The 19710-nt window shown below is 62.5% G+C and carries 16 protein-coding genes; 8 read left to right on the top strand and 8 right to left on the bottom strand.

The genetic code is table 11. The annotated features are described in order from the left end of the window. The first annotated feature begins 6 nt into the window (after positions 1-6). The 3 genes from ettA (at position 7) to metF (ending at position 3858) form a co-directional block, all read left to right on the top strand. The gene (gene ettA / locus ACTJKM_RS05215; RefSeq protein WP_057253423.1) at positions 7-1656 is read left to right on the top strand and encodes an energy-dependent translational throttle protein EttA; all 1650 of its coding nucleotides are present in this window, start codon (positions 7-9) and stop codon (positions 1654-1656) included. 229 nt (positions 1657-1885) lie between these two features. Next, positions 1886-2905 carry an ArsR/SmtB family transcription factor gene (locus ACTJKM_RS05210; protein ID WP_058321869.1) on the top strand — a complete coding sequence of 340 codons (1020 nt, stop codon included), beginning with the start codon at positions 1886-1888 and terminating at the stop codon, positions 2903-2905. Between the two features lie 2 nt (positions 2906-2907). Beyond that, entirely contained in the window at positions 2908-3858 is a 951-nt protein-coding gene (metF, locus tag ACTJKM_RS05205) for a methylenetetrahydrofolate reductase [NAD(P)H] (RefSeq protein WP_440659991.1), read from the top strand. A gap of 525 nt (positions 3859-4383) precedes the next feature. Here the strand turns inward: metF and ACTJKM_RS05200 are convergent. The 5 genes from ACTJKM_RS05200 to ACTJKM_RS05180 form a co-directional block, all read right to left on the bottom strand. Then, complete coding sequence (locus ACTJKM_RS05200; RefSeq protein WP_058321864.1) at positions 4384-5322, bottom strand: DMT family transporter; 939 nt, start codon at positions 5320-5322, stop codon at positions 4384-4386. Between the two features lie 515 nt (positions 5323-5837). Continuing rightward, complete coding sequence (locus ACTJKM_RS05195) at positions 5838-7067, bottom strand: lytic murein transglycosylase (protein WP_440659990.1); 1230 nt, start codon at positions 7065-7067, stop codon at positions 5838-5840. A gap of 254 nt (positions 7068-7321) precedes the next feature. Beyond that, positions 7322-8107: a glycoside hydrolase family 25 protein gene (locus tag ACTJKM_RS05190; protein ID WP_058321232.1), complete on the bottom strand. Its 786-nt coding sequence runs from the start codon at positions 8105-8107 to the stop codon at positions 7322-7324. 252 nt (positions 8108-8359) lie between these two features. Beyond that, positions 8360-9028, bottom strand: a complete 669-nt coding sequence (locus tag ACTJKM_RS05185; protein ID WP_058321233.1) for a class I SAM-dependent methyltransferase — start codon at positions 9026-9028, stop codon at positions 8360-8362. A 4-nt stretch (positions 9029-9032) separates the two neighbouring features. Then, positions 9033-10283, bottom strand: coding sequence for a DUF3419 family protein (locus tag ACTJKM_RS05180; RefSeq protein WP_057253435.1), 1251 nt, complete (start codon positions 10281-10283; stop codon positions 9033-9035). A gap of 176 nt (positions 10284-10459) precedes the next feature. Between ACTJKM_RS05180 and ACTJKM_RS05175 the strand changes: the two genes are divergently transcribed. Both ACTJKM_RS05175 and ACTJKM_RS05170 read left to right on the top strand, forming a co-directional pair. Beyond that, complete coding sequence (locus ACTJKM_RS05175) at positions 10460-12010, top strand: putative bifunctional diguanylate cyclase/phosphodiesterase (protein ID WP_440659989.1); 1551 nt, start codon at positions 10460-10462, stop codon at positions 12008-12010. A 214-nt stretch (positions 12011-12224) separates the two neighbouring features. After that, positions 12225-13577: a serine hydrolase domain-containing protein gene (locus ACTJKM_RS05170; RefSeq protein ID WP_058321235.1), complete on the top strand. Its 1353-nt coding sequence runs from the start codon at positions 12225-12227 to the stop codon at positions 13575-13577. 42 nt (positions 13578-13619) lie between these two features. Here ACTJKM_RS05170 and ACTJKM_RS05165 read toward each other — a convergent pair whose 3' ends face one another. The 3 genes from ACTJKM_RS05165 to ACTJKM_RS05155 all read right to left on the bottom strand — a co-directional run bounded on the left by ACTJKM_RS05165 (position 13620) and on the right by ACTJKM_RS05155 (position 16766). After that, entirely contained in the window at positions 13620-14666 is a 1047-nt protein-coding gene (locus ACTJKM_RS05165) for a transglycosylase SLT domain-containing protein (protein WP_440659988.1), read from the bottom strand. Between the two features lie 116 nt (positions 14667-14782). Next, the gene (locus ACTJKM_RS05160) at positions 14783-15418 is read right to left on the bottom strand and encodes a LysE family translocator (RefSeq protein ID WP_058326759.1); all 636 of its coding nucleotides are present in this window, start codon (positions 15416-15418) and stop codon (positions 14783-14785) included. Positions 15419-15548: 130 nt separating this feature from the next. Continuing rightward, entirely contained in the window at positions 15549-16766 is a 1218-nt protein-coding gene (locus ACTJKM_RS05155) for a pyrophosphate--fructose-6-phosphate 1-phosphotransferase (RefSeq protein WP_057253446.1), read from the bottom strand. A gap of 429 nt (positions 16767-17195) precedes the next feature. Between ACTJKM_RS05155 and ACTJKM_RS05150 the strand changes: the two genes are divergently transcribed. From ACTJKM_RS05150 to ACTJKM_RS05140, 3 genes are all read left to right on the top strand, one after another. After that, the gene (locus tag ACTJKM_RS05150) at positions 17196-17903 is read left to right on the top strand and encodes a J domain-containing protein (protein WP_058321238.1); all 708 of its coding nucleotides are present in this window, start codon (positions 17196-17198) and stop codon (positions 17901-17903) included. Then, positions 17900-18664: an N-acetylmuramoyl-L-alanine amidase gene (locus ACTJKM_RS05145; protein ID WP_113478170.1), complete on the top strand. Its 765-nt coding sequence runs from the start codon at positions 17900-17902 to the stop codon at positions 18662-18664. Before ACTJKM_RS05150 ends, ACTJKM_RS05145 begins: the two co-directional genes overlap by 4 nt. A 224-nt stretch (positions 18665-18888) precedes the next feature. After that, positions 18889-19416 (top strand): lytic transglycosylase domain-containing protein, encoded by a 528-nt coding sequence (locus ACTJKM_RS05140; protein ID WP_057253452.1) that lies wholly within the window; start codon positions 18889-18891, stop codon positions 19414-19416. Positions 19417-19710 lie beyond the last annotated feature (294 nt).

Genomic DNA, 19710 nt, shown 5'->3' with positions numbered 1-19710 from the left:
TCCCTTATGGCACGTCAGTTCATCTATCATATGGCCGGACTTAATAAGTCCTACGGCGCGAAGAAGGTTCTCGAGAACGTTCATCTGTCGTTCTACCCGGACGCCAAGATCGGTATCCTCGGCCCGAACGGCGCCGGTAAGTCGACGGTTCTGCGCATCATGGCCGGCCTCGACAAGGAATTCACCGGCGAAGCCTGGGTAGCCGAGGGTGCCACCGTCGGCTATCTGCCGCAGGAGCCGCAGCTCGATCCGACGAAGACGGTGCTTGAGAACGCGATGGAAGGCGTTGCCAAGAAGACCGCGATCGTCGAGCGCTACAACGAACTGATGATGAACTATTCCGACGAGACGGCGGAAGAGGGCGCGAAGCTCCAGGACATCATCGACAGCCAGAACCTCTGGGATCTCGAAAGCCAGGTCGAGATGGCCATGGAAGCGCTGCGCTGCCCGCCGGGTGATGCCGACGTCACCAGCCTTTCCGGCGGTGAAAAGCGCCGTGTCGCGCTCTGCAAGCTGCTGCTCTCGCAGCCGGACCTCCTGCTGCTCGACGAACCGACCAACCACCTTGACGCCGAGACCATCGCCTGGCTCGAAAAGCACCTGCGCGAATATCCGGGCGCCGTTCTGATGATCACCCACGACCGCTACTTCCTCGACAACGTCACCGGCTGGATCCTCGAGCTCGACCGTGGCCGCAGCATTCCCTACGAAGGCAACTACTCGGCCTATCTCGTCGCCAAGGCCAAGCGCATGCAGCAGGAGGGCCGTGAAGAGGCCTCCCGCCAGAAGGCGATTGCCCGCGAACAGGAGTGGATCGCATCGAGCCCCAAGGCCCGCCAAGCCAAGTCCAAGGCACGTATCCGCTCCTATGACGAACTGGTCAACGCGGCGGAAAACCAGCGTCCGGGCGACGCGCAGATCATCATCCCGGTCGGCGAACGTCTCGGCCAGGTGGTCATCGAGATGGAGGGCGTTACCAAGGGCTACGGCGATCGCCTGCTGATCGACGGCCTGTCGCTCAAGCTGCCGCCGGGCGGCATCGTCGGCATCATCGGCGCGAACGGCGCCGGTAAGACGACGCTTTTCCGCATGATCACAGGCCAGGAGCAGGTCGATAGCGGCTCGATCCGCATCGGCGACACTGTGCATCTCGGTTATGTCGACCAGAGCCGCGATGCGCTCGACGGCAACAAGACCGTGTGGGAAGAAATCTCCGGCGGTGCCGAAGTCATCAAGCTCGGCAAGTACGAGATGAACTCGCGCGCCTATTGCTCGACCTTCAACTTCAAGGGCGGCGACCAGCAGCAGAAGGTCGGCAACCTCTCAGGTGGTCAGCGCAACCGCGTTCACCTCGCCAAGATGCTGAAGGCCGGCGGCAACGTGCTGCTGCTCGACGAACCGACCAACGACCTCGACACCGAGACGCTCGCAGCACTCGAAGTCGCGCTGGAAAACTTCGCCGGCTGCGCCGTTATCATCAGCCACGACCGCATGTTCCTCGACCGCCTGGCAACGCACATCCTCGCCTTTGAAGGCGACAGCCAGGTCGAATGGTTCGAAGGCAACTTCGAAGACTACGAGAAGGACAAGATCCGCCGCCTCGGCCCGGACTCGGTCAACCCGAAGCGCGTCACCTACAAGCGCCTGACGCGCTGATCAGAGCCAAGGCGCCGCATTTCCTTGCGGCGCCCAGCGCACCGCGGCAGCGCCGCGAACGCTGGAACTGAAAGTCTATTGTACGGGAACGGGCGAAGCGCAGGCTCCGCCCGTTTTCCTTTGCATGCCCTGTTCCGCAAGCGTCATTGTTCGGCCTTTCCGCGCAAATCCGCTTGCACCGACCTCGCAAATCACATAAACATATCTTTATGTGTTGATGGGGATCGCGATGGCTGTTCAGAAAGAACTGGGTCTGGATGCGCTGGTGGACGTGCTGAAGGCGGCAGGAGAGCCGACCCGCATGCGTCTCGTCGCCTTGCTTGCCGCCGGCGACCTCACCGTTACCGATCTTACCGAAATTCTCGGGCAATCGCAGCCGCGTATTTCGCGGCACCTGAAGCTGCTTGCCGAAGTCGAACTCATTGATCGTTATCAGGAAGGCGCCTGGGCCTATTTCCGTCTCAGGCAGGATGGCGCCCGCGTCGGGCTCGTGCGGGCCATGCTGGCGTCGGCGTCTGCTGACGACGCGGTGCTTTCGCGCGATGCGGCGCGGCTGACCACGCTGAAGAAGGCGAGGGCCGAGAAGGCGCAGGCCTATTTCAGCCGCAACGCTGCTGGCTGGGACGAGCTTCGCCGCCTGCATGTCAGCGAGCGCGACGTCGAGGCGAAGCTGCGCGAGATGGTCGGCGACGAACCGGTCGAGAGCCTGCTCGATCTCGGAACCGGCACCGGGCGCATCCTGCAGCTCTTCGAAGGGCTCTACCGTCGCGGCGTCGGCGTCGATGCCAGCCGCGACATGCTGGCCGTTGCGCGCTCCAATCTCGAACGCGCCGGCATCACCAAGGCGTCGATCCGGCATGGCGATATCTTCAACCTGCCGCTCGACGGGCACGCCTTCGATCTCGTCACCATTCACCAGGTGCTGCATTTCCTCGACGAGCCGGAGGCGGCGATTGCGGAAGCTGCACGCATGCTGATGCCGGGCGGTCGTCTTGTCATCATCGACTTTGCGCCGCACGGGCTCGAGCATCTGCGCGACGAACACGCCCATGCGCGCCTTGGCTTCTCGCATCAGGTAATCTCCGATTGGCTCGCCAAGGCCGGCCTGGTGCTCGAAAAGACCACGGACCTTTCGCCGGAAGGGGCCGAGGAAGAAAAGCTGACGGTGACGATCTGGCTGGCGCGCGACCGGCGCGCCGTGAATGAGAATGAAACGCCGCGGCCGCGCGTCCATGCAGGGGGAGTTTGAGAATGACGGCACAGACGCTTTATCCGGCCGAGCGTGGCAATCTGAGGCTCTCCTTCGAGTACTTCCCCCCCAAGACCGACGAAATGGAAGTGCAACTCTTCCAGACGGCGGGAGATCTTTCCATCTTCGGTCCTGCCTTCGTGACGGTTACCTACGGCGCAGGCGGCTCGACCAAGGCGCGCTCGCTGACGACCGTGCGGCGGATGGTCGAGGAGAAGGGCTTTGCCAATACGGCCGCGCACCTGACCTGCGTCGGCGCACCGAAGGCGGAAGTCGATGCGGTCATCGATGAGTACATCGATTATGGCGTCCGCCATTTCGTGGCGCTGCGCGGCGACCCGCAGGGCGGCATCGGCACCGCCTATCAGCCGCATCCGGACGGCTATGCGAGCAGCACCGACCTGGTGCGGGCGATCCGCGCGCGGGGCGACGATATCGAGATTTCCGTCTCCTCCTATCCGGAGAAGCATCCGGAGAGCCCTGACGTGGCCGCCGATATCGACATGCTGAAGCGCAAGGTCGATGCCGGAGCCAACCGGGCACTGACCCAGTTCTTTTTCGACAACAACGATTTCGAGCGCTATCTCGAACGGGTGCGCCGCGCCGGTATCAACATTCCGATCGTGCCGGGCATCCTGCCGATCAACAATCTGGCGCAGGTGCAGAAGTTTGCCGGCCTCTGTGGCGCGAGCGTGCCGGAGGCGATCGTCACCCGGCTCGTGCATCTGGAAGACCAGCCGGTCGAGCGTTTCAAGGAGGCGACCCATATCGCTGCCGAGCAGATCGTCGATCTCGCCCGACGCGGTGTTCGCGACTTCCACCTCTACACAATGAACCGTTCGCCGCTGGTGACCGCGGTCCTGGATCTCGTCGGTTTCGAGCAGGTGGCGCTCGAGGCGAACGATGCTCTCGACGAAGCGCCACGGACGAGGGCGGCGGGCGCCGCCGCCTGAACCCAGGATCCGAACCCGATTTCCCGGGCGGAAATACCATCAAAAAGAAAGCGCCTGAAGATCGATCTTCAGGCGCTTTCTTGTTTGTCGCAGCGATTAGACCCTTTGCTCTCTTGGCGGTCTAGTTTGCTTGGTGCTGCAAAATGGATTTCCGGAAATTTAAGTCCCTATTCGGTTTGGACTCTCAGCAGCCGCTCATCAGATGAAGAGCATCGTGGCCACGAATACGAACGCTGCACTGATCATGAGGACATTCAGCGAATGTGTAAGGCCCATGGATGACCCTCCCTGCGTTAACGCGTTAAAACATAGGGCGAAATCACGATGTGTTAAAGCGAAACTTGTGCTGCAGTGCGAAATCCGTGAGGGGGAGCGGCCTTATTCACAGGGCTATAATATTGAGATATTTATCTTTTTCAGGCTGCCACATTTTTTTCACAATCGCTTCCGCAAGGTTAATATAAACGTTTGTAACCGTGCGTGAGCGCTTCAGAAGGGCACGAATTCGGCGGTTCGATTCCCCGTTCAGACGGCACGTTTGAGCCGCAGAATGCGGCCGTCGAGCACGGCGAGCCCAAGGGCGATCAGCGCCATTCCGCCGACATCGGCCGGCTGCAGGGTTTCGCCGAGGAAGAGATAGCCGAGCAGGATCGCGCTTGGCGGTACCAGCAGGGTGACGAGCGAAGCGTTGGTGGCGCCGGCCTCCGCCATGATCCGGAAAAAGAGAATGTATCCATAGGCGGTCGAGACGAGCGCGAGGCCGAGGATGGCAAGCGTTGCTTCCATTGGCGGCATCGGCAAGGTCCAGGGCGCATCCGTGAAGGCCGCAACGGGCAGCATCATCAGCGTCGAAGCGGTGAGCTGGCCGGCGGCCGTCACCGGCGGTGCAAGATTTCGGAAGCGCTTGCCGTAGGTTGCCGCAAGGCCATAGCTGACGGCGGCCAGCACCGGAAGGACGAGCGCCCAGAGCGGAACGCCGCTCGTCGTACCGAACAGGCCGGCAACCGCACTCGGCCCGATCAGCACCACGGTACCGGCAAGGCCGAGCAGGCAGCCGGCGATCTTGGCAGAACTCAGCTTCTCGTCCTCGGTCGCCATGTTGGCGATAATGACGGTCCAGACCGGCGTCGTGGCGTTGAGGATCGCCGCCAGGCCGGCGCCGATCTGGGTCTGGCCGAGGAAAATGAAGGCGTGCGGAATGGCGTTGTTGATCAGTCCCATCAGCGCAAATTCACGCCAGCGTCCGGAAAGTGCCTGATACATGCCGAAGCGGCCGCGGATATAGAGATGCAGCGCAAGTGCCGCCAGGCCCAGACGCAGCACCACCAGCGTGAATGGCGGCACATGGGCAACGGCCACGCGGGCGAAGAAGAAGGACCCGCCCCAGATGAGACCGAGCAGGGCGAGCAGCGCCCAGGTTCTGACGCTCATCTGATGGCCGTCGACTGTGGCTCGCGCATTCATGGGTGTGCCTGTCCGTGCTGATTGCATCGTCCGTCAGCCTCGCCCAGGCGGAGAATCGTGATCGTGGCGCAAAAGCTGCGCCCGACATTCCCGGACCGGTTGCGATCTGACGATTATTTCATAGCCCGGCGCCTTCGCCGGGACCACCCGGTTCTTGTCGTATTCGTGAGCAAGGGGGCGTTCGGGCATGGGCGGTCCCATCTGCGGTCGTGGCGCCTGGACCGCAGATACAAGAAACCCCGGAGATCGGTTCCGATCCCCGGGGTGATGCATCCTGCGCACGAGCCACATCGGTGGCCCGAGGTTCACCTAAAGCGCGTCGCGATTTTTCAGATTTGCTCCGTGCGCTTTAAGTTCTTGATATTTCGCATGTCGTTGTCGCAAAACCGCTGCGCACTTTTGCGCGACAGGCTTTAGAGCATTTCACTGTTTCATTGAAACGGCGAATTGCTCCAACTGTTTGAAATTGCGCAATTCCGGACGGAAAACCGTTTCACCCTTTTCCTGGAATTGCTCTAGAGCGCGTTCAAAAGTTCCAACGTGGCCCAGCCGTCGGCGGGACGTCCGAGGCGGAGCTGCTCCTTCTGGAGTGCGGCGCGGGTGCCGGAGCCGAGGATGCCGTCGACCTTGCCGACGTCGTGGCCGAGCGTCTGGAGCTTGGTTTGCAGCGCCTTCATGGCGACATCGTCGAGGCCCGGTTCCGGGTTGCCGCCTTCATAGGTCGGCGCGCCGGCGAGGCGGGTTGCGAAGTAGGCGGCCGAGGTCGTGTAGATGAACGACTGGTTCCACTCGAGATAGACGTTGAAGTTCGGGTAGGTCAGGAAGGCCACACCCTTGCGGCCCTGCGGCAGCACCAGCGAGGCTTCGAGATTGCCGTTGGCGGTGTTGCCGTCGCGTGGGCTGACGCCGAGCGCGAACCAGTCCGAAGCCTTCATGCCCGTCTGCAGGCCGGTCTTTTCCCAGGGGAGTTCTTCGGGAACGCTGACTTCCTGGATCCAGGGCTGGCCAGCCTTGAAGCCGAGGCTCTGGATGAACTTGGCCGCGGTCAGGATCGCGTCAGGCGAGCTCTTTTTCAGGTTGACGTGGCCATCGCCGTCGCCATCGACGCCATAGGCGATAATGTCTTCCGGCAGCATCTGCACCTGGCCGATCTCGCCGGCCCAGGCGCCGGTGGTCGTTGCCGGGTCAAGATCGCCGTGCTGGACCATCTCGATGGCCGCGATCAGCTGCGGTCGGAACATTTCCGGGCGGCGGCAGTCGTGCGAGAGCGTCACCAAAGCATTGCGGGTGTTGAAGTCGCCCTGCACGGCACCAAAGTCGGTTTCCATCGCCCAGAAGGCGGTGATGACGGGGGCCGGCACGCCGAATTCCTTCTCGGCGCGGGCGAAGATGTCGGCATATTCCTTCATCTTCTGCTGGCCGATATCGAGGCGCGACTTGCTGACCGTGCGCTTGGAGAACTCGGTGAAGGTCTGCTTGAAGACGCCCTGGGTGCGGTCGCGGCTCAGCACCTTCTGGTCGATCACGGCGCCTGCGAGCGCACGATCGGCGACATCGGCCGGAACACCCTTGGCGACAGCTTCGGCCTTCACGCCCTGAAGAAACGCGCCGAGGTCGCCGCCGCAGGCAGCAGCCGGAGCGGCGCTCTGCGTGCCCGTCTGGGGCGCGGTCTGGGCGAAGGCGGTGGAGGCGGTAAGCGCCAGGAGGGCGACGGAGGCCAGGGCGTGCCGGGTAGTCCGGATCATCATAATTCCTTTCTTTGGCCGCGGGGTGCGGGAGACACCACCACGGGCAGCAAATTGCTGGATGACCTGCATAACGCCTTAAATCGTCACCGATTTAGGGACAAATCATGCAGCGGTTCAAAAATGTTACAGCGACCTTTGCGCGTCCTTGGAGATGTGCGGGCGCTGTAAATCTGCCTTTGCTCTTCCAGAGCATTATGACCGAAAGAAGAAAATGGGGTGCCTTGCCGCGGTTGCCGGCAAGAATGCCGGTCTTACTTCGGCTGTGAGACTGCTGCGACCCAGTTCTTCCAGTTTTTCGCCGAGCCGGCGAAGGCATTGATATCGGTACTGCCGTCGATGCCCGGGATAACGCCGGTGCTGGTGTACTGCCAGAAGGCCCAGCGGCGCTCGACATAGACGTCTTTCGGGTGCTTGGCGGTCGAGCGCACCCAGAAGTGATAGTCCTTGAACTGGTCGACGAGATTGTCCCGGTGGAAGTCGACCGAGGTGTAGATGATCGGGCGTTTGCCGTAATGGGCTTCGAGGCGATCCATGAAGTGCTTCATCTCGGCGCGGACTTCGCCTGGCGTCGGGCGGTGGCGGCAGGTCTTCGATTCGCCGTTCCATTCGACGTCGAGCACCGGAGGCAGATAGACCGCGCTTTTCGGCACATTGGCGATGAACCAGTCGGCCTGATCGTCGGCGGTCGAGCAGAAATAGTAGAAGTGATAGGGCGCGTAGGGGATGCCGGCGGCACGCGCCCGCTGCCAATATTCGTTGAAGCGCGTGTCGACCCTGTCCTTGCCTTCCGTCGCCTTGATGAAGGCGAAGGAGACGCCCGAATTCTTCACCTTCATCCAGTCGATATCACCATTCCATTTGGAGACGTCGATGCCGTGGATGTTGTGGTGCTGCGGGGTGCGGTCGCCGAAGTTCTGCGGGTCCGTATCCTGGAAGCGCGGCGGGATCGATGCCGTCTGCATCAGGTCGTAATCGGTCGACGAACAGGCGGAAAGGAGGGTGGCAATGGGCAGTAGAGCCAGAAGAAGCCGGCGCATGAGGTACCTGTCTAGAGACGAGCGACGATCCTGCCTCACACGATGGCTTTCATATCGGTGATTTCCCCCGCGAGGCGTGAACCTCATCTTCACCATATCATCGTAAAAATTGGGTTAGCTCAAGCGGGAATTGCAGGTGGGCGGGAGTTCGCCGATTTCTACTCCAACGCGAAATCCCCTTGGTGATTTCGGTGCTCTCGGGCGACGTGAGATAGGGGCGATCCCTGCCGACCGCGCGACGGGTTCCCGGTTTCAGGCGGCGATTGCGACGGCCGGGCGGTGATAGACCGCAAGCCAGGCGTAGCCGCGACCGATCGCGCGGCGTTCGAGATCGGCGCCGTTTACTCTCGCCTTCTCGCGCAGAACCTCGAAGAGGTTTGCGCGTGGCGTGACATGGAAGCGATCGAGCCAGCCGTGCAGCGCGCGGCGGAAGCTCGCCGGCAGGCGCTCCTGCTGGCCGAAATCGGCGATGTGCAGCGAGCCGCCTGGATTGAGCGCGGCGATGGCCGCTTCGATCGCCTTCTGCCAATCGGGGATCATCGACAGCGAATAGGAGATGACGATGCGATCGAAGCCGCGCTCGCCGAAGATGGCGGGGTCGAAATCCGTGGCGTCGGCGACCTGAAGTTCGGCACGGCGCTTGCCGCTACGGTTGAGCTTTGCATCGGCGGAGGTCAGCATTTCCGAGGAAATGTCCAGGCCGAAGAGACGGGCCGAAGGGAAGCAGCGGCCGATCAGCGCCAGATTGCGCCCGGTGCCGCAGCCGACTTCGAGCACAGAGGCACCGGGGGCCGGGTTCATCTCCCGGATCAGCGTGTCGCGGCCGAAGAGATAGTACTTCCGCGTCAGATCGTAGAAATGCCGCTGGTAGCGGTACATGTGGTCCATGCGCCGCGCGTGCGAAATCCCGGCCTCACGCATCGGCTCAAGCCTTCTTCCGATAGATGTGGAAACCACCATAGATGGCGGAGCGGTCTTCGGCGCCGAGCTTGACCGATGCTTCGGCATCGTAGTGCCACTGGTCGAGCAGGGCCGAGGAGACACGGCCGGGCAGGATGCTGTCTTCTGCCGCCGTGCGGAAGATGACGATCGCGCCGGTATCGGCCGTGCGGGTGATCTCGGTCCAGAGATCGTTGAGCTGCTGGTCGGTCATCCAGTCCTGGGCATCGAGCAGGATGTAGCGGTCGACGGAAGCCGCCGGCTTGCTCGCCAGGAGCTCGGTGTAGCTTGCGTGGTGGACCTCGACACGCTCGGCATTGTTGCGGATCGCCTCGTAGGCGCGGGCATTGAGGTAGGGCGGTAGCTCGCCTTCGTGCGGCAGCGGATAGCGGCGCCCAAAGGCCTGCCAGGCGAAGTAGTTTTCCCGCAGCGGAAAGTGACAGGTGAGCTTTTCAAGCCGATGGCGCAGCACGGCGGCGAGCGACTTCTCGCTGCTGAGGCTTGCCAGCTCGTCGAACTGCTGCGGCGGGATGCCAAGCCCGAATAGCGAGCTCTTGCGGCCGGTAATCCAGCGGATGACGGGGCGATCGAAAAGCGGTGCCAGGCGCTCGTCGAAGAATTGCCGCTGCTCGCGCATCGAGCCGGCCTGGACGAATTCTTCCGGGTTGACGCCGTGTAGACGGGCGAGCAGGTGGCTTGCGGCAATGAAGCGGCCGAGCAGGCCGGTGCGATAGATGTTGCGGCCGAAGACGCCGATGCGGCGGCGGCCGGTCAGGTCGCGGCCGTTCCAGTAGCTGCGCGTCGCGGTGTCGAGCTTCGGCGCAATGAAGAGGTCGAAGGCCTGGACGTTGGTGGCCGTGCCCTGGGTCGCCAGGAAACGCGTGACATCCTTGTGGCTCGGCAGATGGCGGAAGGCCGCGAGCTTGAGGCGGTTCAGCGCGATGTGGTGCGGGTTGAGGTCGACGACGTCGATCTTGCGCGGGCCGGCCGACAGATAGGTCAGCATATTGCAGCCGCCGGAGCCGATAGTGACGATCCGGTGCTCCGGGCCGAGCTGCATCGCTTCCATGTCGACGATCGGATCTTCCCAGATCTGCGGGTAGACAAGACCGGAAAAAAGCAGGCCGAAGAGACGCTCCGAGAGGCCGGCAAGGGAAAAGGTCTTGTGCTGGAGCAGGGCGTTTTTCAGCTTCGGATTTTTTCTGCCAAAGCCGACGTCGGGGGCTAGTTCGGTCATCTCTGCCGGTCATCCAGTTGAAACTTAGCCGCTTCTAAAGTGACTCCGCTACACTTTGATGACGAGGTTTCCACAGCCCCCAGAGCGCGCTCGAACGGCCGCCATACTATTTTTCACCCATAAGAAATCATTAAACCCTGGCGTGCTAGCACCGGCTCATATTCGGGGGCGTCGACATGATGTTAAGAACGTTTCTGCCGAAGCCCGAGCAGCGATTTGCGGTTGCCGGCGCGGCATTGGGGGCTCTGGTTTCCGCGGCGTGGCTGGCGACGGAAACCGTGCTCGCAAAACAATCGAATTGGGATGTTCCGACAATGCTTGCGGCTGGCGCCATGCCGTTCCTCCTCGGCGGGTCCTTCTATCGCTGGCGTTACTCGCGCCGCCTCGAACACGAGTTGCATGCAGCGCGCCGCGCCGAGCGGCGCTTGCGCCACGAGGTCCACCGCGACAAGCTCACAGGTCTCGCAAATCGCGCGGCGCTGGAAGCGGACATTCGTCAGGCGCTTTGTGCCGAAGGGCCGGCCTTCGAGCGCAATGCCCTGCTCCTACTTGATCTCGACCGGTTCAAGGCGATCAACGATACGATGGGTCACGATGCCGGCGACCGGCTGCTTGCACTCTTCGGTGCCCGGCTGAGGCGCGCCTTTTCCGGGGAGGCAACCGTCTACCGGCTCGGCGGAGATGAGTTCGTGCTTGCAGCGGCCGATGCCGCGTCACAGGTCGAAGCGGAAATACTCGCAATGCGGGTAAAGGCATTGTTCGAAGCGCCGTTCGATCTTGGCGATGCACGGGTCGCATCCGGCTGCAGCATAGGCATCGCCTTCGTCGAGCGAAGCGATACGGCAACGGGCGACGTGCTGAAGCGTGCGGACCTGGCGCTCTACGAGGCGAAGGCGATGAGCGGCAATAGCCACGCCTTCCACTCGGAAACGCTGACCCACGCCGCCCGGCAGCGGGCGGAGGCCGAGCGCGATGTGGCACGCGGGCTCGAGAACGACGAATTCTTCCTCGAATTCCTGCCGATTGCCGGGACGGCAAGCGGAGCCATCCGCGCTTTCGAGGCGCTGCTGCGCTGGCGGCACCCGCTTCGCGGCGTCATCGGCGCGGAAGCCTTCATAGAGCCGTCTGAGCAGAGCACGAGTGCGCTTTCGCTTGGCTATTGGACACTTCAGACGGCCTGCACGGAGGCTGCCCGCTGGGCTTCGCCGACCGGACTGACGGTCGCCCCCTTCGCCCCGCAACTCAAGGATCGAGACTTTGTTGCGCAGGTCAGGCAATGCCTCGCCGAGGCGAGCTTGCCGCCGGGACGCCTGACGATCGAGATCACCGGGGACTTTTCGACCGAAGATCTCGCCCTGATTTCCGAAAATCTCCAGGGGTTGCGCGCGCTTGGTGCGCGGATTGTGCTTGGCGGCGGCGCCGGTTCATCCTTGCCCTTGAACCTGATTGCCGAACTGCAGCCCGACCAGGTGACCATCGATCTTACCGCCATCCGGGCGACCCACGGCAGCGAGCGCAGCGTTGCGCTGCTCGCCTGCCTCATCAAGACCGGCCAGGTACTGCGCCTGCCGATCGCCGTGCGCGGCATCGAAAAGCAAAGCGAGATGGATTGCGCGCAGGCAAGCGGCGCCGCGGAAGTCCGCGGTCCGTGGATATCGCCGGCGCTCACGGATGTGGCGGCATTGCCTGAGACAGGCGAAGCGGCGGATTTGCGACGCTCGGCCTAACGCCGCGGGACCAGCACTCCAGGGTCCCCATTCCCCAGAAATTGGAAACTTGCAGTCTGCGGGCTTTTCCTGTCGGCGAAATGCTGGTTCTCTCTGCAACTCGACAGCGACCGCGCGTCCCATCGGACCAGTACCACCGCTGTTTGAATTGCTGCATCTTTCTGTCCTTGGTCGGCAAGACTCCAAGGATATTTGAGACGGCCGGAGGGAACGCATGAGACGCATGTTGAGGATATCAGGTGCGGCGCTGGTGTTGGGTGTCGTCGCGCTGTTCGGTTGGCTCGCGCTCGCGCCGCCGGAATTGCTCAAGGTCGGCGATGGGTACGCCGCGAAGATCGTCTGCTCCAATGTCTTCATTGCGCGACGCGATGCCCAGTCGGTGCTGGCCGATGATGTCCAGGCGCCGGGACACCCCTTGCTGAAGCTGGTGAAGGTTGCCGTCGAACCGGAAAAACAGATGGTGACCGCACGGATCCTCGGCTTTGCAGCGGCGGGCTACGCCGCCTACCGGCCGGGCGCAGGATGCACGAGCCTGCCGGATGGCGGCGGAACGAGCCTGCCGCCGATCACGACCGCGGCGGCTGTGGCGGCGCCGGCTTCCGAAGCGCCTTGGCCGGAAGGCGAGGGAGCCGCGATCGATCCCGCCCTGCAGAGACTTATCGAAGATGCCGATCTCGCCGGTCCGGGCGCGCGGGCGATTGCCGTCATTCGCGATGGCCGCCTGGTCGCCGAGAGCTATGGTCGGGGCTTTGACCGCTCGACGCCGTTGCTCGGCTGGTCGATGACGAAATCGGTCACGGCGGCGCTGATCGGACTGCGTGTGGCCGAGGGCCGAATGGAAGTGGCGCGTGCCGGGCTCCTGCCGGAGTGGGCGAGCGACGAACGGGCCAGCATCACGCTTGCCGATCTGATGGGCATGCAGAGCGGTCTCGAATTCAACGAGAACTATGGCGACGTCACCGACGTGACGCGCATGCTCTATCTTGAGAAGGACATGGCGGGTTATGCGGCCACCAAGCCGCTGACGTCCGATCCCGGCGCGACGTTCAGCTATTCCAGCGGCACGAGCACGTTGCTGTCGCGCATCTGGATGCGGACCTTCGAGGATCCGGCGGCGGCACTTGCCTTCCCGCATGACGCCCTGTTTGCGCCCTTGGGCATGAGCAGCGCCGTGCTCGAAACCGATGCGAGCGGCACCTTCGTCGGCTCGTCCTATATGTATGCCACCGCGCAGGACTGGGCGCGCTTCGCGCAGTTCCTGCTGCAGGATGGCGTCTGGAAGGGGAGGGCGATGCTGCCGAAGGACTACGTCGCCTTCATGCGCGCACCGGCCAAGGCTTCAGGCGGCAAATACGGCCAGGGCCAGGTGTGGCTGGAAGAAAACGGCGTGCGCGCCGGTTCCGGCAGTTTCCCGGCGGACGCCTTCTGGATGCTCGGCCATGACGGCCAGGCGATCATGCTGGTGCCTTCGCTGAAGCTCGCGGTGGTCCGGCTGGGGCTCACGCCTTCGAGGCTCGGCTACGACGTACAGAAGCTCAATGCCAAAATAATAGAGGCGCTCGATTGAGCGCCTCATAAAACGGTTCGAATATCAGTAAGCGGGCTTCGCTCACTTCATGCCGAGTTCTTCGAGCAGGCCCTTGCGCTTGGCGTGGTAGTAGTAGCCGCTGGCATAGAGCTTGACCGCGCCGTCGTGCTTGTTGTCGGCCACCATCCAGGCGCCGTGCAGATACTTCGTCGCGTATTTGAGGTTGGTTTCGGCGTCGAACAGGCCTTCCGCCGGACCGTCATAGCCGAGGCCCTTGGCGGTGTTGTAGCGGATCTGCATCAGGCCGTAATTGCCCTTGCTGTAGGCGCGCGGATTGTAGTTGCTCTCGCGCTTGACGACGCGGTGAACCAGCTCGACCGGAATGTCGTTCAGATCGGCATAATACTTGATCAGCTTGTCGAGGTCGGGACGTGAGCTGGTCGGCGCCTTGGTGAGCTTCATCGAATCCGGAATGACGCTGGCAACGGCTGCGACCGTCGAGCCGATGACACCGGTCTTCGGACGCTCGGTCGGCACGATCATGCGGTTGGCGACCAGCGTTTCGAGACCGACGGGCTCGCCGGTGTCGAAGTCCGATTCCATCGCGGCGGCAACTGCGAGCGTCGAAACCGGAAGATCCTGGACGCGGGCCGTCTTGGTCGCGGCGGGCGAAGCGGCTGCTTCCGCCAGCTGCGTCGCGTCGCCCGACAGCGGGGTTCCGGCGGCGGCTATGGCAGCGGTCGCATTCGTTTGCGTTGTCGGAGCGACCATGGCAAGCGCCATGGAGTCGCCCGGCTTGGCGGCGGGGACCGCGACCATCGAGGGGGCGGCTTCGGCGCCTTGTGCCAGGTCAGCCGCGACCGGATAGGTGACCGCGATGCCCGATGCCTGGGCTGCCGTCTGTGCCATAAGCACAGCGCTCGTTGCGGTGGCCACACCATCAGGCGTGGGCAGCGCGTAGGCCGTCATTTCAGTTCCGGGCTTTGCGAGCGGGGTGACCGTCTGCACGGCCGTCAGTTCTTCGAGCGACGTGTGCTCTACCGTTGAGCATCCCGAGACGATGGTCGCCGACAGTATAGCTGCCACGCCAAACGTCTGTTTGGTAAGGGAAATACGGTACTTCGCCATTCTGTCACTTTCGTGCTTCTGGGCCCCGTAGCCCCTGCAAATCAGCGGTTGCCAGCCGCCAAGAGTGAATCTCCATTAACCTATGAGGCTGGCGGCGGCAAGCGCGGGCGACATTTTCACGCCGAGGCGCGCTTCATCGTCGCCGTCAGAAGCCCTGCGCCGATGAGCATGGAGCCGCCGGCGCGGTTGACGATGCGGCGAATATTAGGCCGCGAGATCGTGCTGCGCGCCGCGGTCGCAAGGGCCGCGTAGAGGCTGGCATTGACGATCGCGAGCGTCAGGAAAGTGAGCTCGAAAATCGCCATCTGCGTGAAGAGCGGCTGGCTGAGATCGAGGAACTGCGGCAGGAAGGCGACGAAGAAGACGATGCTCTTCGGATTGAGCGCGGTGACCGCATAGGTGTGAAAGAAGATGCGCAGCGGGCGCTCGGTGGGGGTGGTTTCGACGTCGGCATCGCCGCCGGTTGCGACCGGCGTGCGCCAGAGTTTGATGCCGAGCCAGATGAGATAGGCCGCTCCCACCCATTTCAGCACGGTGAAGATCGCCGCCGAGGTCGCCAGCAGCGCACCGAGGCCGAGCATGGAGGCGGTCATCGCGGTGAAGTCGCCGAGCGCGACGCCGGCGACGGTGGCGCCTGCCGTCTTGCGGCCGTGGCCGAGCGCATAGGAAATGACGAGAAGAATGGTGGGGCCGGGAATGGCGAGCAGCACGGCAGAGGCTGCGGCAAAGGCAAACCAATGTTCAAAGGACATGAAAAAGCTCCGCGTTTAACTAGATCTCGGCAATGAATTGGCCGAGCCAGCCATGGAAACGCGGAGCCGTCAATCTTTTAAATCAGGCGTTGTCGGCGGGCGGCATACGCACCCGCCGGGGTTCGCATGGTCAGTGCTTCTGCGCCTGCCACTTCTGGCCGATGACGTCCATCACGTCGCCGAACCACTTGACCGAGGTGTCGAACTGCTTGCCGCCCTTGATGCGCGGGAACTCGATCGTGCGCAGCTTGCCGCCCTGGTCCTCGTCGTGACCGGTGACGCCGGAGACCTTGTTGAGCGCGCTTTCGACGGCGAGGTCGACCATGCTCTGGATCAGGCGCAGGTCGTCGCCGTTGGCAGGGGCCGAGCGGGCGTAGTAGCCGGACTTCTGCACCATTGCGCGCTCGGCGCCGAGCAGTGCTGCGAACTGCTTCGAGAACCAGTTGCCGACATTGATCGTGTCGATCTTCACGTGGCCGAAGGCATCGCGCTTGATCGTTTCGCCGGCCGCTTCCCGCTCAGTGACGATCGCATCGAGGCAGGCGCCTTCGCTGACGAACAGCGTCACGAAGCCGGTGCGGTCCATGATCTTACGCAGACGATCGGCCTCGCCCTGCAGATCGAACTTCATCTCCGGCAGGTAGAGACCGTCGATGTTTTTCATCTGCCGGTTCATCATGAAGCCGTCGACGAACTCCTTGTCGTCGATCGTCTGGATATAGGAGCGGGCGGTGGCCGCGGTCAGCCAGCCGCAGTGGCGGCCCATGACCTCATGGACGACCAGCGTGCGCGGTGCGGCGCTCTGCTCGTTGCTGACATTGTCGAAGAAGCGGGCACCGTATTCGGCGGCCGTCCAGGCGCCGAGCGTCTGGCGGATCGGCACGACGTCGTTGTCGACGGTCTTCGGCAGGCCAACCACGGTCAGGTTGTAGCCGTTGGCGCCGAGATAGGCGGCAAGGTCGGCCGCGGTCGTGTTGGTGTCGTCGCCACCGATCGTGTGGAGAATCGAGATGCCGTCATTGGCAAGCCGCTCTGCGGCGATGCGCAGCGGGTTCTCGCCATCCTTGACGAGGCCGCGCTTGACGCAGTCGGCCGCGTTGGTGAGCTTGACGCGGCTGTTGCCGATCGGCGAGCCGCCATGGCGGTGCAGGAGATGCGCCTTCTCGCGCATGTCGCGGGTGATCTCGATGCGGTCGCCTAAGAGCACGCCCTGGTAGCCGGAGCGATAGGCGACCAGCTCATATTCGGGCGCGACGTCGGTGTAGCGCTCGATCAGCCCCCCAACGGCAGATGACAGACAGGGCGCGAGCCCGCCGGCCGTCAGCATTGCGACTTTTTTCTTGGCCATGTTTCCTCCTCGGGACTTTGGCATGCGATGGGTGGGGCCTCCATAACGCAAATCGGATGGAAATTAAATGACGGGTCTGTGGATGTTGTATCGAGCTGCTGCCGCAAGGAGCCATTGAGCGCCGGAATGACGGGCAGGGCAGGTGCGCGCGGATTGTCGCAGGGGGCGCTGCCCGCGGGCGCGCAGGCTGGCTGTTGCGAACGGTGGAATTGCTGCCTTTTCGGGCCGCGATGACATCTCTTTTTTATTTAATGGCTGTTCCCGCGGGAACAGCTTTCCATCGGCTGACTGTCGCAAGTTCCAATCGATGGATTGACAATAGTGAGGGGCCATCACAAATTCGTCATCCTCGTGGTCCGGGCCGTCCACCGCTTGCAATTTGCCACCACATCGGTCCATGCTATAGAGTGGAGAGACAGGGAACCTCGCATGTCATTTTGGGACAGCCTCCTCAAGATCGTTATCGCCACCGGCAATGCGCTTGCCGGCGTGGTCGAGGCCGTGCGCACCCTGTTCGAGGGCGATCCGGAAACACGGCGCAAGGTGGCCTTCTCCGTCGCCATGATCGCGCTTTCGGCCAAGATGGCCAAGGCCGACGGCATCGTGACCGAGGCCGAGGTCGACGCCTTCCGCGACATCTTCCAGTTTCCGCCGGATCAGGCGCAGAACGTCGCGCGTCTCTATAACCTGGCGCGCCAGGACGTCGCCGGTTACGAGGCCTATGCGGAGAAGATGGCGTCGCTGTGTTCGTCCTGCGAAAAGAATTGCCCGATCCTCGAGGATATCGTCGACGGCCTGTTCCACATCGCCAAGTCGGATGGCGCCGTGCATGAGCGCGAGCTCGCCTTCCTGTTGCGCGTGGCAGACATCTTCGGCATGGACGAGGGACATTTCGAGCGCATCATGGCCCGTCATGTCCATGGTGACGGCCGCGACCCCTATCAGGTGCTCGGTGTTTCGCGTAAGGATGACTTCGCCGATATCCGCAGGCGCTACCGGGTACTCGTTTCGGAGAACCATCCGGACATGCTGGTTGCGCGCGGCGTACCGCACGAATTCCACGCGATCGCCAATGATCGCATGGCGGCACTGAATGCCGCCTATGAGGCGATCGAGAAAGAACGCCGAGCCGCATGACCTCCAAATACTGCGACTATCCGGGTGCACGCTTCATGCCGTCGCCCAATTTCGGCGACCGCGTCGACCAGCGCGCCCCGGATATGATCGTTCTGCATTATACCGGCATGCCGACGGGCGCTTCGGCGCTCGAATGGCTTTGCCGCGAGGAAAGCCAGGTCTCCAGCCATTACTTCGTCCACGAGGATGGGCGCGTCGATCAACTCGTGCCGGAGGCGCGCCGCGCCTGGCATGCCGGCAAGAGCTATTGGAAGGGCGAGACCGATATCAATTCCTGTTCGATCGGAATAGAGATCGCCAACCCGGGTCACCCGGGCGGTCTGCCGGACTTTCCGGAAAAACAGATCGCGGCAGTTGTGGAATTGTGTCGGGACTGCGGCGACCGCTGGTCGATCGCGCCCGAGAGAGTGCTCGCACACAGCGATATCGCCCCCATTCGCAAGGTCGATCCGGGAGAAAAATTTCCCTGGCACATTCTTCATCGCGAAGGGGTCGGGCACTGGGTGGAACCGGCCCCGATCGGCGGCGGACGCTTTTTCCAGCGCGGTGACCAGGGCCAGCCGGTGGAGGCCATCCAGTCGATGCTGTCGCTCTACGGTTATGGCATTGATGTAACTGGCGAATTCTGTGAAAAGACCGAGGGCTCGGTCGCGGCGTTCCAGCGGCACTTCCGACAACAAAGGGTCGATGGCATCGCCGACATCTCAACCCTCGATACGCTCCACCGGCTGCTTTCCGGCCTGCCGCAATTCATCGCCTGACGCGGAAGATTTTTTCGTCAAAACGGCACTTCTGCAGATATTCCTGGCATGTTTTTTTAGCTTTGCCACATGTTTACCATGATGCGGCATTCATTTCCGGCCCCATTGGAACTGCAGGGGTATCAGGGCGCAACGCTCACTTCCTGTGAATGAAACGATCGGGAAGTGAGGTTCGAAGCGGGGTGCGCTTCGGTCCATTCCCCAGGCCGGAGAATTCAAACTAAATGAGAATATCGTCTGTTGCTGCGGTGGCGGCATGCCTTGGCATGTTCTTCGCCGGGATGGGTACGTCGTATGCGGGGAATGTCGATAAGACCATCAAGACCTCATCCATCCAGTCCGTCACCCGGACCACAGGCTATCCCAAGCCGGATCTCGTCTCGAACGTCCAGTACACGGGTCTGATCAAGTCCTACGCCAAGCAATACGGCGTTCCGGTCGATCTGGCGCATGCGATCGTCAAGGTCGAAAGCAATTTCAATCCCAAGGCACGCGGCAGCGCCGGCGAAATCGGCCTGATGCAGATCAAGCCTGCTACCGCTCGCATGATGGGCTATTCCGGTTCCTCCAAGGGTCTCTACGATCCGGAAACCAACATCAAATTCGGCATGAAGTACCTCGCCATGGCGCATGAGCTGTCCGGCGGTACGACGTGCGGCACGGTTCTCAAGTACAATGCCGGCCACGGCGCCAAGCGCATGAACCCGGTTTCCAAGCGCTACTGCGGCAAGGTGCAGAACATCATCGACTGATCGATTGCATGACGAGCGCCGGCGCGTTCTTTCGCTTGGCGAAAGCGCCGCGCGTCTTATCAGACGCGCAAAGGTCGCTGTAGCACTTTGATTTTCTGCATGCCTTTGTCCGTTAACCGGCTACGATCAATGGAAACATGCAGTCAACGAAGAGCTTCATCCGCCAGCCATATCCGGCGATGGCGGATGCTCTAGCCGGACAGGTCTCGCGTTCCGGCGCACAGGGAAAAACCCTACAACCATCGTGCCATACAGGCGCCGGCATGCTATCTCCCCTTGAGCAAAAGGGACGAG

It is taken from the genome of Ensifer sp. 22460 (assembly GCF_052044935.1).
GTDB lineage: Bacteria > Pseudomonadota > Alphaproteobacteria > Rhizobiales > Rhizobiaceae > Ensifer.
This window is presented reverse-complemented; position numbering and strand designations above follow the sequence as displayed.